Source organism: Mycobacteroides chelonae, from assembly GCF_016767715.1.
GTDB lineage: Bacteria > Actinomycetota > Actinomycetes > Mycobacteriales > Mycobacteriaceae > Mycobacterium > Mycobacterium gwanakae.
Genome location: NZ_CP050145.1, coordinates 3,577,166 through 3,591,314, shown reverse-complemented (window position 1 = coordinate 3,591,314; position 14,149 = coordinate 3,577,166). Strand labels below are relative to the sequence as shown.

The 14,149-nt window shown below is 65.0% G+C and carries 13 protein-coding genes and 1 tRNA gene; 10 read left to right on the top strand and 4 right to left on the bottom strand.

Annotated elements, in window-relative coordinates; genetic code table 11:
- Position 1 precedes the first annotated feature (1 nt).
- Positions 2 to 430, top strand: a complete 429-nt coding sequence (locus HBA99_RS17690; RefSeq protein ID WP_057968159.1) for a nitroreductase/quinone reductase family protein — start codon at positions 2 to 4, stop codon at positions 428 to 430.
- 121 nt (positions 431 to 551) lie between these two features.
- A complete protein-coding gene (locus HBA99_RS17685; protein WP_070952168.1) occupies positions 552 to 2,132 on the top strand; it encodes an LCP family protein in 1,581 nt (526 codons plus the stop codon).
- Positions 2,133 to 2,137: 5 nt separating this feature from the next.
- Here HBA99_RS17685 and HBA99_RS17680 read toward each other — a convergent pair whose 3' ends face one another.
- Complete coding sequence (locus HBA99_RS17680; protein ID WP_070924713.1) at positions 2,138 to 2,611, bottom strand: nucleoside deaminase; 474 nt, start codon at positions 2,609 to 2,611, stop codon at positions 2,138 to 2,140.
- A 64-nt stretch (positions 2,612 to 2,675) separates the two neighbouring features.
- Between HBA99_RS17680 and HBA99_RS17675 the strand changes: the two genes are divergently transcribed.
- The gene (locus HBA99_RS17675; protein ID WP_057968156.1) at positions 2,676 to 3,584 is read left to right on the top strand and encodes a LysR family transcriptional regulator; all 909 of its coding nucleotides are present in this window, start codon (positions 2,676 to 2,678) and stop codon (positions 3,582 to 3,584) included.
- On the opposite strand, the gene HBA99_RS17670 is transcribed toward HBA99_RS17675, so the two are convergent.
- Together HBA99_RS17670 and HBA99_RS17665 are read right to left on the bottom strand one after the other, a co-directional pair.
- On the bottom strand, positions 3,581 to 4,096 hold the full coding sequence (locus tag HBA99_RS17670; RefSeq protein WP_070952169.1) for a DUF1990 family protein: 516 nt from the start codon (positions 4,094 to 4,096) through the stop codon (positions 3,581 to 3,583). The two genes, HBA99_RS17675 and HBA99_RS17670, sit on opposite strands and share 4 nt — an antisense overlap.
- Entirely contained in the window at positions 4,093 to 4,518 is a 426-nt protein-coding gene (locus tag HBA99_RS17665) for a winged helix-turn-helix transcriptional regulator (protein ID WP_070952170.1), read from the bottom strand. Before HBA99_RS17665 ends, HBA99_RS17670 begins: the two co-directional genes overlap by 4 nt.
- A 117-nt stretch (positions 4,519 to 4,635) precedes the next feature.
- On the opposite strand from HBA99_RS17665, the gene HBA99_RS17660 reads away from it, so the two are divergent.
- Entirely contained in the window at positions 4,636 to 5,829 is a 1,194-nt protein-coding gene (locus HBA99_RS17660) for a thiolase family protein (RefSeq protein WP_070950753.1), read from the top strand.
- A 15-nt stretch (positions 5,830 to 5,844) separates the two neighbouring features.
- Here the strand turns inward: HBA99_RS17660 and HBA99_RS17655 are convergent, their stop codons facing one another.
- Complete coding sequence (locus HBA99_RS17655) at positions 5,845 to 7,311, bottom strand: DUF4185 domain-containing protein (protein ID WP_070950754.1); 1,467 nt, start codon at positions 7,309 to 7,311, stop codon at positions 5,845 to 5,847.
- A 272-nt stretch (positions 7,312 to 7,583) separates the two neighbouring features.
- On the opposite strand from HBA99_RS17655, the gene HBA99_RS17650 reads away from it, so the two are divergent.
- The 6 genes from HBA99_RS17650 (at position 7,584) to HBA99_RS17625 (ending at position 14,078) form a co-directional block, all read left to right on the top strand.
- Positions 7,584 to 9,104, top strand: a complete 1,521-nt coding sequence (locus HBA99_RS17650; protein WP_070952171.1) for a carboxylesterase/lipase family protein — start codon at positions 7,584 to 7,586, stop codon at positions 9,102 to 9,104.
- Between the two features lie 44 nt (positions 9,105 to 9,148).
- Complete coding sequence (locus HBA99_RS17645) at positions 9,149 to 10,654, top strand: carboxylesterase/lipase family protein (RefSeq protein ID WP_057968163.1); 1,506 nt, start codon at positions 9,149 to 9,151, stop codon at positions 10,652 to 10,654.
- 26 nt (positions 10,655 to 10,680) lie between these two features.
- Entirely contained in the window at positions 10,681 to 11,004 is a 324-nt protein-coding gene (locus HBA99_RS17640; protein WP_030097012.1) for a YbjQ family protein, read from the top strand.
- Positions 11,005 to 11,053: 49 nt separating this feature from the next.
- Positions 11,054 to 12,685, top strand: coding sequence for a phosphoglucomutase (alpha-D-glucose-1,6-bisphosphate-dependent) (gene pgm, locus HBA99_RS17635; protein WP_070952172.1), 1,632 nt, complete (start codon positions 11,054 to 11,056; stop codon positions 12,683 to 12,685).
- Positions 12,670 to 13,947: an MFS transporter gene (locus tag HBA99_RS17630; RefSeq protein ID WP_109494286.1), complete on the top strand. Its 1,278-nt coding sequence runs from the start codon at positions 12,670 to 12,672 to the stop codon at positions 13,945 to 13,947. The genes pgm and HBA99_RS17630 overlap by 16 nt, the downstream gene beginning before the upstream one ends.
- 55 nt (positions 13,948 to 14,002) lie before the next feature.
- Positions 14,003 to 14,078 (top strand) — tRNA-Ala (locus HBA99_RS17625).
- Positions 14,079 to 14,149: the final 71 nt, after the last annotated feature.

Genomic DNA, 14,149 nt, shown 5'->3' with positions numbered 1-14,149 from the left:
TATGACCGAGACGACCCCCAATGATTTCCACGCCAATGTCATGACCGAGATCCGCGAAACCGGCGGTGCCGGTGGCTTCTTTGCGCAATTCGACATGTTGATCCTGCATACCGTGGGTGCCAAGTCGGGCGAGCCTCGTCAGAACCCGATGGCCTACCAGCCGGGCGGGGAGGGTGGCGAGATCTACGTATTCGCCTCCAACAATGGGCGGGAGAACAGCTCCGGTTGGTACTACAACGCGCTGGCTCACCCGGATCAGGTATCGGTGGAGATCGGCGACGACCACTACCCGGTGGCGGTGCGTGATGTGGTGGGTGAGGAGCGCGACCGGATTTACGGGCTCCAGGCTGAGCGCTTTGAGAACTTCGCCGAGTATGAACGCAAGACCACCCGCGTCATCCCGGTCTTGGGGCTCACGCGCGCGGATTAGCGAGCGGCCCTGGCAAATTCACACCTACCTCACAGTCGAACGTTGAAGGAGGACTCGCCGGAGAGGTCGGTGCGCGCTTGCCCTGTTTTGGCCGGATTGTCCAGAACAATGGTCAATCGTCATGGGCGATCTACAAACTGGGCAGGCGCAGCGCTGGGTGCTGCAGAAGGGCCGGCTGGTCGCCGGTATTGCTGCGGCATTTGTCATGGCCATCACGGGTTTTGGCTGGGCCGGGTACAACACGACGGTCGGGCAGATCATCACTTCGCATGTGTTGCCCGGAGTGCTGACACCTGCCGGGCAGGATCAGAACATCTTGCTCATGGGCCTGGATAGTCGGCTTGACCAAAATGGCCAGCCGCTGCCGCAGGAGATGTACGACGCGCTGCACGCCGGTGACGAGACGTCCGGTGGATACAACGCCAATGTGCTGATTGTGGTTCACATCCCGGGCGATGGTGGTCCCATGACGGCGGTGTCGATCCCGCGTGACGACTACGTGGATTTGGCGGGTTGCCCCGGGTCGGTGTGTAAGGGCAAGGTCAAGCAGGCGTACGGATTCGCCTACCAGCAGGCGCTGGATCGGCAGGCCAGCGGCGGCTCCGATGTGGCGGGCGCCAACGATCTGACCGCGCGCGAGCAGGCCGCCCGCGAGGCAGGGCGCAAGGCCCAGATCGACACGGTGAGCAACTTTCTGGGTGTGCCGATCGATCATTTCGTGGAGGTGACCCTTGCCGCGTTCTTCCAGATCGCCAAGGCGGTGCAGCCCATCACCGTGTGCCTGAACCACGACACGATCGACGAGTTCTCCGGGGCCAACTTCCACGAGGGCGTTCAGCAGATCGACGCATCCCAGGCGATGGCCTTTGTCAGGCAACGACGGGACGAAAACGACGGCTCGTTTACGGACATGGACCGCACCAGGCGCCAGCAGGCCTTCCTCGTGTCGCTGTTGACCGCGGTTCGCAAGGGCGGGGTGATGTCCAATCCCGCTGCGATACGCAACATCCTGAACGTCGCACACGAGAACGTCGCGATCGACTCCGGGCTCAACCTCGTCGACTTCGCAGCGCGCGCCTCTCAACTGACCAAGCGGCCGATGTCTTTTTACACGCTGCCCATCTCTGACTTCGGCCACGATGCCAACGGCTCGGACGTCAACATCGTCGATCTGCCCACGATCCGGCAGATCGTGCATGACCGCTTCTCCGCCGATATCCCTCCCGCGCCGCCCGCTGCGGCCGCGCCGCCGACGGCAGTTTCTCTGTCGGCGCCCGTAGTGCTCAACGTTGTCAATGCGACGGATCGGGATGGGCTGGGTGCGGCGATCGAAGATGCCTTTACCGCCCGGGGATTCACGCGTGGTCGGGCGACGACGGCAGAGTCCATGTCGACCGAGAGCTCGATCATGTACGGCTCAGATGCCCAGGAGGGCGCGCAAGCGCTCGCCGATCAACTGCACCTGCCGATGACGGAATCCGGTGCGGTTGCACCCGGGACGGTCCAGTTGACGGTGGGCTCGCAGTTTCCTGCGGACGACTACATCGCGCACCACAGTGCCGGTAAGAAGGCCGATTCGTCGGCGGAGGCCAATTCCAGCGACGTGATGACCGCAGTGGCGGCAACGGGAACCGGTGTTCAGGCGCCGGCGCCGACCGACTTGAGCCAGATGGGTGCCGACGGCGTCGCGTGCGTCAAGTGAGCTGATCAGCCGTTGCGGAAACGGACATGCAAGGCGTGTACCTCTGCTGCGAGATCCGGCACCGGACCGTCGGTCTCGATACCGGGGGCCACTGCATTGATCGACAGCGCCGCGACCGGACTCGGGGGCGCACCAAGCGCGGTGAGCCACTGCGTCAGCTGGGCCGAGGAGCTGGCGTACACGATCCGCCCTAGGCCGACCCAGGCATGGGCCGCCGAACACATTGGGCAATGCTCACCAGAGGTGTAGACGGTGGATGCCGCGCGCTCGCCCGGTGAAAGATGCTCGGCAGACCACCGTGCGAGTTCGAACTCGGGATGACGGGTCGAATCGCCTCCACCAACGCGGTTGCGATCTTCGGTCAGCACGGTGCCATCGGGTCCGGTGAGTAGTGATCCAAAGGGCTCGTCGCCCGCGTCAAGGGCTTCGGATGCCAGCTCGACACAGCGCCGAAGGTGGTGGATATCGTTGTCGTCCATAGCCTTCCCATCGTAATCAGGGGCAATGACCAGGCATTTTGACGGAACCTCATAAACTGTACTTATGCCTCTACCTCCGGGCACGCCCGACCTCGATGTGCTGGACCTGCTGGTGTCCGTTGCCGAGACGGGCAGCCTCGGGGCGGCGGCCCGCAGGCACGGCATCTCCCAGCCCGCGGCTAGCATGCGAATGCGGGCTTTGGAACGCCGTCTGCGGCTGGTGCTGCTGGAGCGAGGTCCCACCGGGTCTCGGTTGACCGACGCCGGACTTGCGGTGGTCGGCCACGCCGCCCCGGTCCTGGCGGCGGCGCGAGAGTTCGTTGCGGGTGTGGCGGCTCTGCATTCCGGTCACACGCCGCGTCTGGTGGTCGCTGCCTCGCGTACCATCGCCGATCACCGGATGCCGCTGTGGCTCACGGCACTTCGTGGACGGCATGCCGACGTCCCGGTGTCACTTGAGGTCGGCAACACGCAGCAGGTGTGCGAGCTGGTGCGGGCCGGAAGCGCGACCCTGGGATTCATTGAGGGACCGCACGCACCCGCAGGCTTGGCTGGGGAGGTGCTGGGCGCTGACGAGCTGGTCATCGTGGTGGGGCAGGGGCACAAGTGGGCGCGGCGCCGCAAGCCGGTGACGCTGCGTGAGCTCGCGACCACGCCGCTGCTGATGCGCGAGCCGGGTTCGGGAACCCGCGACACCGTCTGGGAGGTGCTGAGCCAGGTGTGCCAGCCGGCGGCACCGGCGGCGGAGCTGGGTTCAGCGGCCGCGATCAAAGCGGCTGCGGCAACGGGATTGGCACCCGCGGTGATCAGCCGCCTCATCGCGGCGCCCGAACTGTCGGCCGGGACGTTGGTCGAGGTGACGCTCGCCGACGGCACCGACTTCACGCGCCAGTTCCGGGCGGTGTGGCGACCAGGTGCTGCGCCGACTGGACCGGCACGCGCGTTGGTGGACCTCGCGGCCTCCGACGCCTAGGAGCGCAGCGACCGTAGGTATCGGCGGCGGAAGACCCATTGCGCCACCAGAAGCGCCGGAAACACCAGCCTCCAGAATCCGGATGGTGCAGGCTGCGTCAACGAGCGCAGCGTGAGGAACACCGTCCCGTCGTCGTTCCGGTGCACGATGAATGCTTCCTCGCCCGACACGGGATGGCCCGGCAACGTTCCGTACGCGAAACCGCACCGGTCGTCGGTGTTGGTCACGGTGACAACGCGTACCGGCTCGTGAACGCTGAATGGCCCCCATCCGAGGCTGATCTGAAACTCGGTACCCTCACACGCTGTCGCCTCCGGATTCACCCGGAACCCGCTGCGGCGCTTGACACCCCAGTTCAGCACTGCTTGCGAAGCCTCTTGCCATGCGTGCTCTCCGTGCCCGATGGTGACGGTCCGCTCGTATCGCCGTAAGGCGGGCGGGGTGGCGGGCCAGCCACTTTCGGTCAGGTATGTGGCTCCTGCGGGCTGATAGGTCAAAGGCTTTGAGCTCATCGCACCTTGCCGATTCGTCGCGCGGTAATGTCGTCGAAGGTCACTGTCTCTCCGCAACTTTCGCAGGCCGGATGGATATGCAGCACCGACCCGCATTCGTGTTCCCACACGCTCGGCGGAGGACCCTGCGTGACGAACTTGTCGCCCCAGTCCATCAAGGCGAACAGCACCGGCCGCAGCGCACGCCCCGATTCGGTCAGCAGGTATTCATAACGGGGAGGACGCTGTTCGTACTGGCGCTTCTCCAGCACGCCGGCGGCCACGAGCTTGCGCAGCCGGGTGGCCAGGATGTCGCGGCTGGCGCCGGTGTTGCGAACAATCTCGTCGAAGCGTCGATTGCCCAGCATGATCTCGCGCAGGGCCAGCAGGGTCCAGCGTTCCCCGATCACATCGAGGGTATTGGCTATCGAGCAATTTCTCATAGTCGTGAAATCCAACTTAGCACGTTATGCACTTGGTCACACTTAGTTGTGAATTCCAACTGACCGAGCGTATACCGGCAGAAGAGGAGTTCAACGGCGAATTCAGGAGGCAGGGCAATGAGAGATGCAGTCATCGTCGACGCGGTGCGTACACCCGTCGGAAAGGGAAAGCCCGGGGGATCGCTCTCGGGTGTGCACCCGGTCGATCTACACGCACACGCCATTCGCGCACTCGTCGAACGCACCGGGATAGATCCGGCTCTCGTGGATGACGTCATCAGTGGGGCGGTCGGGCAGGTGGGGGAGCAGAGTTCCAACACCGCGAGGTGGGCGGCGCTGGCAGCCGGATTGCCCGAGACAGTCCCGGCGGTCACCGTGGATCGGCAATGTGGCAGCAGTCAGCAGGCCATTCACTTTGCCGCGCAAGGGGTGATCGCAGGCGCGTATGACGTCGTGATCGCTTCGGGTATCGAGTCGATGAGTCGGGTACCCATGGGCAGCCAGAGCCTGGGCAAGGACTTTTTCGGCTCGGGGGTTGCCGGTCGCTATCCGGAAGGTCTCGTCCCGCAGGGCATTAGCGCGGAACTGATCGCGCAGAAGTGGAACCTGTCGCGCCGGGATCTGGATGCCTTCGCGGCCGAGAGTCACCGTCGCGCCGCGCAGGCCTGGGCCGAGGGGAGATTCGCGCGCGATGTGGCGCCGATCAAGGCCCCCAACGTCGATGGTGAGTTGGTTGAGGTGCTCACCGACGAATCCGTGAGGTCATCGACCACTGTGGACGTCTTGGCGGGGCTCAAACCCGCCTTCCGTAATGAGTTGTGGGAGCAACGCTTCCCGCAGATTGACTGGAAGGTGACGGCGGGGAATTCGTCGCCGATCAACGATGGCGCATCGGCTGTGCTCATCACCTCCAGTGAGACCGCCAAGCGTCTTGGGCTGACTCCGCGGGCCCGCGTGCATTCGGTGGCGGTGGTGGGTGATGATCCGTTGTACATGCTTACCGGAGTCATCCCCGCGACCGCGAAAGTCCTTGACCGCGCGGGTCTATCGTTGGCGGATATCGACGCCTTCGAAGTCAACGAGGCCTTTGCCTCGGTGGTTCTGGCCTGGCGGGCGGAGACCGGTGCCGATTTGTCCAAGGTCAACATCAACGGCGGCGCCACCGCCATCGGGCACCCGCTGGGGGCCAGCGGTGGGCGGTTGATGACCACACTGGTATCGGTGTTGGAGCAGACCGGCGGACGCTATGGTTTGCAAACCATGTGTGAGGCAGGCGGTTTGGCGAACGCGACCATCATTGAGCGGATTTAGGGCTGACGCGGCAAATTACGGAAGGGTTGTTCGCATCAACATCACGTTGTAGGCCGACCACAGCGACAAGTTGAAGTACAACTCCTTGCCGGTTGTCCACGGATGCAGGTACGGCGCGTAGGGGCCACCTGGCATCTGTGATTCGGTGACGATGACCTGTGGTGGACTCCACGGGCCCTGCGGCGCCGGGGAGGTCGAGAGCAGGACGTCTCCCTGCTTGTCGCCGTACATCACCAGGTACTTCTTGAGGTAGGTGTTGTATTGCGCCGACATCTCACCCACCGGGCCCGAGAGGATCGGGGTCGCCGCATTGGGGTCACCCGGCACCCAGGAGCCCCGGTCGGTGTTCCAGAACTCATGCTTGGTGGCGTCGGGCAGGTTGCCGGGCAACGCGCGCGACACGAAGCCGGATCCGCTTCGCCCGGAAGGGGTTCCGAAGATGTAGATGTAGCCGTCGTTGCCTTTGACGTAGGCGGCCTGTTGAAAGTTCTCATTGCCCGGCGTGAAGGGAACCTGGCTGATGGCGTCGGGGGAGGCCGGACGAATGCTCTGCGGGAAGGTCTTCCAGTTCTGACCGTTGTCGTTGGACACCGCGGTGGCCGAGTAGTTGGTGGTCCATTCCCCGGCGCTGTCCCAGCTCTTGATGGACATGTAGTTCATGTACTGCGTACGTCCGACGGAGATGGCGGCCGTGGGAATGATGCCCCGTTCCTGGGCGGCCCACTTGATGGGCGGGATGATCTGCTTGGAATAGCCGGGGCGTGACTGTGGAGATCCGGCGTACGGATTGGAGGTCGATCCCTCCGCCACGGCCAGGCCGCGTGAAAGCGACTTGTCCTGGGTGCGCAGCAGGGTGTTGTACCGCCACTGCTGGCTTCTCATTCCGCAGTATCCGTAGGTATCGCCAAAGGCCATCAGCACCTGGCGGCCGGCGGAATCGCCGTTGTCCCACATGATTCCGAGGTCGGTACCGGAGATGCTGAACTTCTGAAGGGTGTTGGCGCCGGTGTCCACCCCGGTCACCCAGCCGACGACCGACGTGCTCGGGGAGACGGCGGCCTCGGCGGCCGGGCCGACGGCAGGAGCCGGAGGAGCGGGAGCGACGGCAGCGGCCTGCTGATCTTGCAGATTGTTCGGTGAGCCGGGTTCTGGGGGGTTGGGCAGGCCCGGATGCGCCAGCTCCTGAGCCCATCCGGGCTTCTTCTTGGCGCTCTGTTGAGGCAGGACCTGCTTGAGGATGGCCAGCGGCAGCTTGCCCAGCTCCGGCAGTGGGGCCTTGTCATTGGCGCCCGCGGGCCTGCGGCCGATCGGGGGAGCCTGGCCGGGCATACCGTCGTCGGGAACCGGGGTCGGTGGCTGCAGGCCCGCGGCCGGGCCGGTGCATGGGTCGGCGTACGCCAGGGGCGCAACATCGATGGCGACGCTTGATCCGATAACGGCCGAGGTCATCAAAACCACGGAGATTCGGCGACGCCTCGACATGTCAGACCTTCCCGGGGCAGGACGCCATCTCGACGTCAGCAATTGACTCCCGTGACGATAGTGGCCTGTGGGGCCAATGTGGCTATTGGTGCATCGATAGGTATGTTCCCGTGACCGGGCTGAAATCAGCCGAGATGGCGGGCACTGATTTCTGGAGACCGTGATCAGTTATCTGTGGCGGAGGGCGTTGCTGCACTCGAATTACCCCGATTTGCTCAGTTTTCCGGCAACCAGCACGGCGCTCGACGTCGCGGACAGCTATCTTGACTGCCATGGCATCAGGGTCGAAGACGCCCACTGTCCGCGTGAGCACTCCCAACGGAATCGTCGAAGGCTTCGTGCGGGGAGGCGTGCGGCGCTTCCGGTCCATTCCCTACGCCCGCCCGCCGATCGGATTACTGCGCCTGCGGGCGCCGCAACCGGCTCTGCCGTGGGACGGGGTGCGTGACTGCACCGAATTCGGCGCGGCGGCACCGCAGCGGCGCCGCTACCGAGTGCTGGGGCCCGGGCGCGTGCAGCGGGCCAGCGAGGACTGCCTGACGGTCAACGTCGTCACTCCTGACCGCCCATCCAACGAACCGCTACCGGTGATGTTCTTCATCTACGGCGGCGGTTACCTCCTGGGTAGCTCGGCCACCCCGCTGTACGACGGCGGCTCGCTGGCCCGGCGCGGATGTGTGTACGTCTCGGTGAACTACCGGGTGGGAGCACTGGGCGCGCTCGATCTGTCATCGCTGTCCAATCGCGAACACACCATTGACGGCAACCTGTTTCTGCGCGATGTAGTGCTGGCCCTGCAGTGGGTGCATGACAACATCGCCACTTTCGGCGGTGACCCGCAGAATGTGACGATTTTCGGCGAGAGCGCCGGAGCGCACTGCGTGGAGACGCTGATGGCCACCCCCGCAGCCGGCGGCCTGTTTCACCGTGCGATCTGTCAGAGCACCGCCAGTGGAATGGCCGTGCCCGCCGATTCGGCTGCGCTTTATGCCCAGAAATTCGCCCACATCCTCGGGGCAGCACCGGAAGCGGCCGCACAGGCGGTGCTGCGTGCGACCCCCGCCGAACTGGGGGCCGCCCTCGACGCACTGATTGCCGACATCGTGACGAACATGCCCGGCGGATCGTTTGCGATCGGTCCATGCATCGATGGTCACTATCTGCCGCGTCACCCCGTCGAGGCCATGGAACACGGTGAGGCACATCGCGTTCCGTTGATCGTCGGGCACAACGCCGACGAGGCCAAGCTGTTCACGCGGGTGCTCAAGATGATGCCGTTGTCCGAGGAGGCGCTGGAGGGGATGCTGATGCGGGGCGGGCCCGTCCATCGTGACCGCATCGTGGCGGCATATCCGGGATATCCGGGGCGATCCGCACGGGTCAAACTCGCCGGAGATATGAATTTCTCGACGGCCGCCTGGCAAATGGCGGAGGCGCACCATCGGTACGCACCGGTGTATTTCTACCGGTACGACTATGCGCCCGGTGCGCTGCGCATGGCCGGAATGGGTGCCACACATGCCACCGAATTGCTCGCGGTGTTCGATAGTTACCGCGGTGCGATGGGCACTGTGATGGCGGGAGCTCTTGGCCAGCGTGATGCGGTGCGAGTCAGCAATGATGTGCAACGACGCTGGCTTGCGTTCGCGCGCAGTGGAATTCCCGGTGACGGTTGGCCGGTCTACGAGCCGTCGGATCGCGCGGTGATGGTGTTCGACCACGCCACGCGCGTGGAGCTGGACCCGGAGGCGACACGTCGCGCGGCGTGGGAAGGCTTCAGCCTCACCCTTTGATTTGACCATTGTGGCCCAACCGGTTGGTTACCTAGGATGTGCCGATGGCAAAGAAGCCCATCCGCATCAACACCGTCAACGGCACCGTCGAAGGATTCACCCGAGGCGGCGTGCATCGCTTCCGTGGGATTCCCTACGCTGAGCCGCCGGTGGGTCCGCTGCGCCTGCGCGCGCCACGCCCGGCCCAGCCGTGGACGGGAGTGCGCAAGTGCCGCACCTGGGGTGCGGCCTCCATCCAGCAGCATCGCTTCGCGATCATCCTGCCCGGCAAGCCGCAGAAGCTCAGCGAGGACTGCCTGACCCTCAACGTGGTCGCGCCCGAGGGGCCGGTCAGTGGGCCGTTGCCGGTGATGTTCTTCATCCATGGTGGTGGTTACTTCCTGGGTAGCTCGGCGACCCCGCTGTATGACGGCGCGAGTCTTGCACGCCGTGGATGTGTGTATGTGTCGGTCAACTACCGCTTGGGTGGGCTCGGCTGCGTGGACCTCTCGTCGCTGTCGGACGAGAAGCACACCATCGACAGCAACCTGTACCTACGGGACTTGGTGCTGGCGCTGCAGTGGGTGCGCGACAACATCGGTGCCTTCGGGGGTGATCCCCACAACGTGACGATCTTCGGGGAGAGCGCCGGGTCGCACGCCGTGAACACGCTGCTTGCGGTGCCCTCGGCCGCAGGACTGTTCCACCGGGCAATCTGCCAGAGCACCGCCAGCGGGCTGGTGGTCAGCGCCCAGGATGCCGTGGTGAACGCGCGCCAGTTCGCGAAGTATCTGGGTGCGACCGACTCGAACGCGGCCGAAACAGTTCTCTCCGCGAAGCCGAAGAATCTGGTGAAGGCCCTGTTCCGGCTGATCGGATCGGCCAAACACGTACCAGGGCTGTCGCTGCGGATCGGGCCGAGCGTCGACGGTGACGTACTGCCTCTCGATCCGGTCGAGGCCATGGAACGCGGTGAGGCACATCGTGTTCCACTCATCATTGGGTACAACGCCGAAGAGGCGACTCTGTTCACCAAGATCCTCAAGATCCTTCCGATCACCCCGGAGGCGCTGGAGCACGCGTTGTCCAAGGACGGGCCGGAGTTTGTTCAGCGCATTGTCGATAGTTACCACGGGTATCCGTCGGAGAAGGCGCTCCTACAGCTGGCCGGCGACCTGGCATTCGGCTCGGCGGCATGGCGCGTGGCAGAGGCGCACGGCCAATACGCGCCGACGTACTTCTACCGGTACGACTACGCGACGCGCGCATTACGCCGTTACGGGCTGGGACCCACCCACGCGATCGAACTCCTCGCGGTCTTCGGTACCTACCGGACCGTCGCCGGGCCCATCCTGGCGGGACGCAAAGATCGCGCCGCCGCACGGGCCGTCAGCGACGAGATGCAGAGGCGCTGGCTGTCATTCGCGCGCACCGGGAGCCCCGGTGACGGCTGGCCCGCCCACACGGTGCCGGAGCGTCAGGTGTTGATCATCGATAATCCGTCCAGGCTAGAGGCCGATCCCGACGGGGATCGGCGCCCGCTGTGGCAGGACGCCACGTCGATCGTCTGATCACGTGGCGGCGGTACCTTGGGCCCATGATCATTGTGACGAGCAACGACATCCCCGGGTACAAGATCGCCGCGGTGTTCGGCGAGGTCTTCGGTTTGACCGTGCGATCGCGGCACATCGGCTCCAACCTTGCCGCTTCGTTCAAGTCGATTGCGGGCGGTGAGCTCAAGGGCATCACTCAGTTGTTGCACGAGAGTCGTCGCGAGGCACTGTCCCGATTGGCGGCAGAAGCCGAGTCGCGCGGCGCGAATGCGGTGGTCGCGTTCCGATTCGAGACCACCGAGTACGCCAACACGGGCGTCGAGGTGTGTGCCTACGGCACCGCCGTCGGCATTCAGCCACTCCAATAGCGACCGTTCGGTAAGACACGGTTCACTTGATCCGGGCAGAATCAGGCGGGTGAGCAACGCGCGCGCCGGACAGCCGGCCCAGCCGGAAGACCTCATCGACATCGCCCACGTGGTGACGGCGTACTACGCGATTGACCCCGACCCGGGGGACGTGGCACAGCAGGTCGTCTTCGGGACCTCCGGGCACCGGGGGTCGAGTCTCGACGGCGCCTTCAACGAGGCGCACATCGTCGCTACTACCCAGGCCATCGTCGAATACCGGGCCTCGCAGGGCACCAGCGGGCCACTGTTCATCGGCCGTGACACCCATGCGCTCTCCGAACCCGCGTGGACCAGCGCCCTGGAGGTTTTGGTCGCCAATGGTGTTGTGGTGGACGTGGATTCACGGGACCGATACACCCCGACTCCGGCGGTGAGCCACGCCATCCTGCGGCACAACCAGGGCAAGACCACGGGGCTGGCCGACGGGATAGTCGTTACCCCGTCGCATAACCCGCCCCGCGACGGCGGGTTCAAATACAACCCACCGCATGGCGGCCCTGCCGATACCGATGCCACCGGGGCGATCGCCGCGCGGGCCAACGAGATTCTGCGCTCGGGCTGGCGCTCGGTGAAACGGGTCCCGCTGGCAGAGGCGCTGAAATCCGTGCAGCGGTATGACTTTCAGCAGACATATGTGGACGACCTCATCAACATCATCGACCTCGATGTCATCAAGGGCGCAGACATCCGGATCGGCGCCGACCCGCTGGGCGGGGCCAGCGTCGACTACTGGGCGGCCATCGCCGATCGCTGGTCGCTGGACCTGACCGTGGTGAACCCGCTTGTGGATGCCACCTGGCGGTTCATGACTCTGGATCATGACGGCAAGATCCGGATGGACTGCTCCTCGCCCGATGCGATGGCCTCGTTGGTGGCGTCGCGGGACAAGTACCAGATCGCGACCGGGAACGACGCCGACTCGGATCGACACGGCATCGTGACTCCCGATGCGGGACTGATGAATCCCAACCACTACCTGGCGGTGGCCATCGACTACCTGTTCAGCCACCGGGACGGTTGGGCCGCCGAGACCGCCGTAGGCAAGACGCTGGTGAGTTCGTCGATCATCGACCGGGTGGTGGCCGGGCTGAACCGAACGCTGCTCGAGGTGCCGGTTGGATTCAAGTGGTTTGTGGACGGGTTGATCGGCGGGACAATCGGTTTCGGTGGCGAGGAGAGCGCCGGGGCGTCCTTCCTGCGTCGTGACGGATCGGTGTGGACCACCGACAAGGACGGCATCATCGCCGCCCTGCTGGCCTCGGAGATCCTCGCGGTCACCGGGGCTACGCCCTCGCAGCGCTACGCGCAGCTGACCGAGAAGTACGGCGCGCCAACATATGCTCGTGTCGATGCGCCCGCGAGCCGTGAGCAGAAGGCTGTGTTGGGCAAGCTATCGCCCGAGCAGGTCAGCGCCACCGAACTGGCCGGTGAGCCCATCGTCGCCAAGCTGACCAATGCGCCCGGCAACGGTGCACCGATCGGCGGGCTCAAGGTTGTCACCGAAAATGCCTGGTTCGCGGCACGGCCGTCGGGTACCGAGGATGTATACAAGATCTATGCAGAATCGTTTCTGGGGGCAGAACACTTGCGGCAGGTGCAGGACGCTGCCCGCGAGGTGGTCTCATCGGTGATCGGGTAAGCGGCTGTCCCGGTAACGAGGCGGACACTGAACCGCGCCTGCCTTGGGAGATCTGGGTCCTGGTTGTCGCGTGCCTGGTGATCGCGCTGGGGTTTGGCGTGGTGGCACCCGCATTGCCGCAGTACGCGCGCAGCTTCGGGGTCAGTGTCACGGCGGCGACCGCGGTGGTGAGTTCGTTCGCCGCATTCCGGCTGGTGTTCGCACCGGCCGCCGGCGCGCTGGTGCAGCGGCTGGGGGAGCGCTGGGTCTACATGTCCGGGCTGCTGATCGTCGCGTTATCCACCGGGTGCTGCGCCTTCGTGCATGACTACTGGCAGCTGCTGGTGTTCCGTTCGCTCGGCGGTGTCGGCTCCACCATGTTCACCGTGTCGGCGGCCGCGCTGCTGGTGCGCATCGCGCCCGAAGAGATTCGCGGGCGTGCACAGGGTCTGTACGGGTCGAGCTTCCTGCTCGGGATGGTGGCCGGTCCGGTCTTGGGTAGTGCCGTGGTGGGCCTGAGTCTTTCGGCACCGTTCATCATCTACGCGGCGGCGCTGGTGGCCGTCGCCGTGCTGGTCCACTTCGGGCTGCGGCGCTCCACGCTGCTGGAGGTCGCCGACGAGCATCACGGCGCTCCGGTGACACTGAAATCCGCGCTGCATCACCGAACCTTCCTGGCCGCGCTGATGTCGAATTTCAGTGCGGGGTGGGCCATCTTCGGAATCCGTGGGGCCTTGCTGCCGCTGTTTGTGATCGAGGCGCTGCATCAGCGACCGGGCGCCGCTGGACTGGTGTTCGCCGCATTCGCGGCGGGGGACGTGTCCACGGCTTTTCTCGCGGGATCGTGGTCCGATGACATCGGGCGTAAGCCGCTGGTGGTGGCCGGGTTGGTGGTCTGCGGTTCGACCGTGGTGGCGATGGGCTTCACGTCGTCGCTGCCGGCGCTCATCGTGCTGTCGCTTATCGGTGGGATAGGCGCCGGTTTGTATGCGTCGCCGCAACAGGCCGCGGTGGCCGATGTGGTGGGCAGCCGGGGCCGGGCAGGGACGGCACTGGCGACCTTCCAGATGACCTCCGATATCGGGCTGGTGATAGGACCCGTCGTCGCGGGGGTCATCGCCGAGCACACGTCGTACGGATGGGCGTTCGTGGTGGGTGGTGCGATGCCGCTGATCGCGGCTGTGGCGTGGGTGTTCGCACCGGAGACGCTGGGGAGACTTGCGTCACCGCAGGTTAGGAGTATGCAGGAAGTAGCAGAGGATGTCGGCGGTCCTGAGCGCTGAGATTTTGAGAGCCCGTCGCCGTGGTGTAACTTCGTCCGAGCACACAACTAAACATGGGGCTATGGCGCAGCTGGTAGCGCACCACACTGGCAGTGTGGGGGTCAGGGGTTCGAGTCCCCTTAGCTCCACCAAAGAGGTTGCAGTTCAGGGACACTTTCCGTCAATCGGGGTAGTGTCCCTTCTGCTTGATGTCCCAAAGCTG

What these genes read in the sequence shown, in the direction of transcription:
- HBA99_RS17690 (WP_057968159.1), top strand. Translation starts at nt 2, where the DNA reads ATGACCGAGACGACCCCCAATGATTTCCACGCCAATGTCATGACCGAG.
- HBA99_RS17685 (WP_070952168.1), top strand. Translation starts at nt 552, where the DNA reads ATGGGCGATCTACAAACTGGGCAGGCGCAGCGCTGGGTGCTGCAGAAG.
- HBA99_RS17680 (WP_070924713.1), bottom strand. Translation starts at nt 2,611, where the DNA reads ATGGACGACAACGATATCCACCACCTTCGGCGCTGTGTCGAGCTGGCA.
- HBA99_RS17675 (WP_057968156.1), top strand. Translation starts at nt 2,676, where the DNA reads ATGCCTCTACCTCCGGGCACGCCCGACCTCGATGTGCTGGACCTGCTG.
- HBA99_RS17670 (WP_070952169.1), bottom strand. Translation starts at nt 4,096, where the DNA reads ATGAGCTCAAAGCCTTTGACCTATCAGCCCGCAGGAGCCACATACCTG.
- HBA99_RS17665 (WP_070952170.1), bottom strand. Translation starts at nt 4,518, where the DNA reads ATGAGAAATTGCTCGATAGCCAATACCCTCGATGTGATCGGGGAACGC.
- HBA99_RS17660 (WP_070950753.1), top strand. Translation starts at nt 4,636, where the DNA reads ATGAGAGATGCAGTCATCGTCGACGCGGTGCGTACACCCGTCGGAAAG.
- HBA99_RS17655 (WP_070950754.1), bottom strand. Translation starts at nt 7,311, where the DNA reads ATGTCGAGGCGTCGCCGAATCTCCGTGGTTTTGATGACCTCGGCCGTT.
- HBA99_RS17650 (WP_070952171.1), top strand. Translation starts at nt 7,584, where the DNA reads ATGGCATCAGGGTCGAAGACGCCCACTGTCCGCGTGAGCACTCCCAAC.
- HBA99_RS17645 (WP_057968163.1), top strand. Translation starts at nt 9,149, where the DNA reads ATGGCAAAGAAGCCCATCCGCATCAACACCGTCAACGGCACCGTCGAA.
- HBA99_RS17640 (WP_030097012.1), top strand. Translation starts at nt 10,681, where the DNA reads ATGATCATTGTGACGAGCAACGACATCCCCGGGTACAAGATCGCCGCG.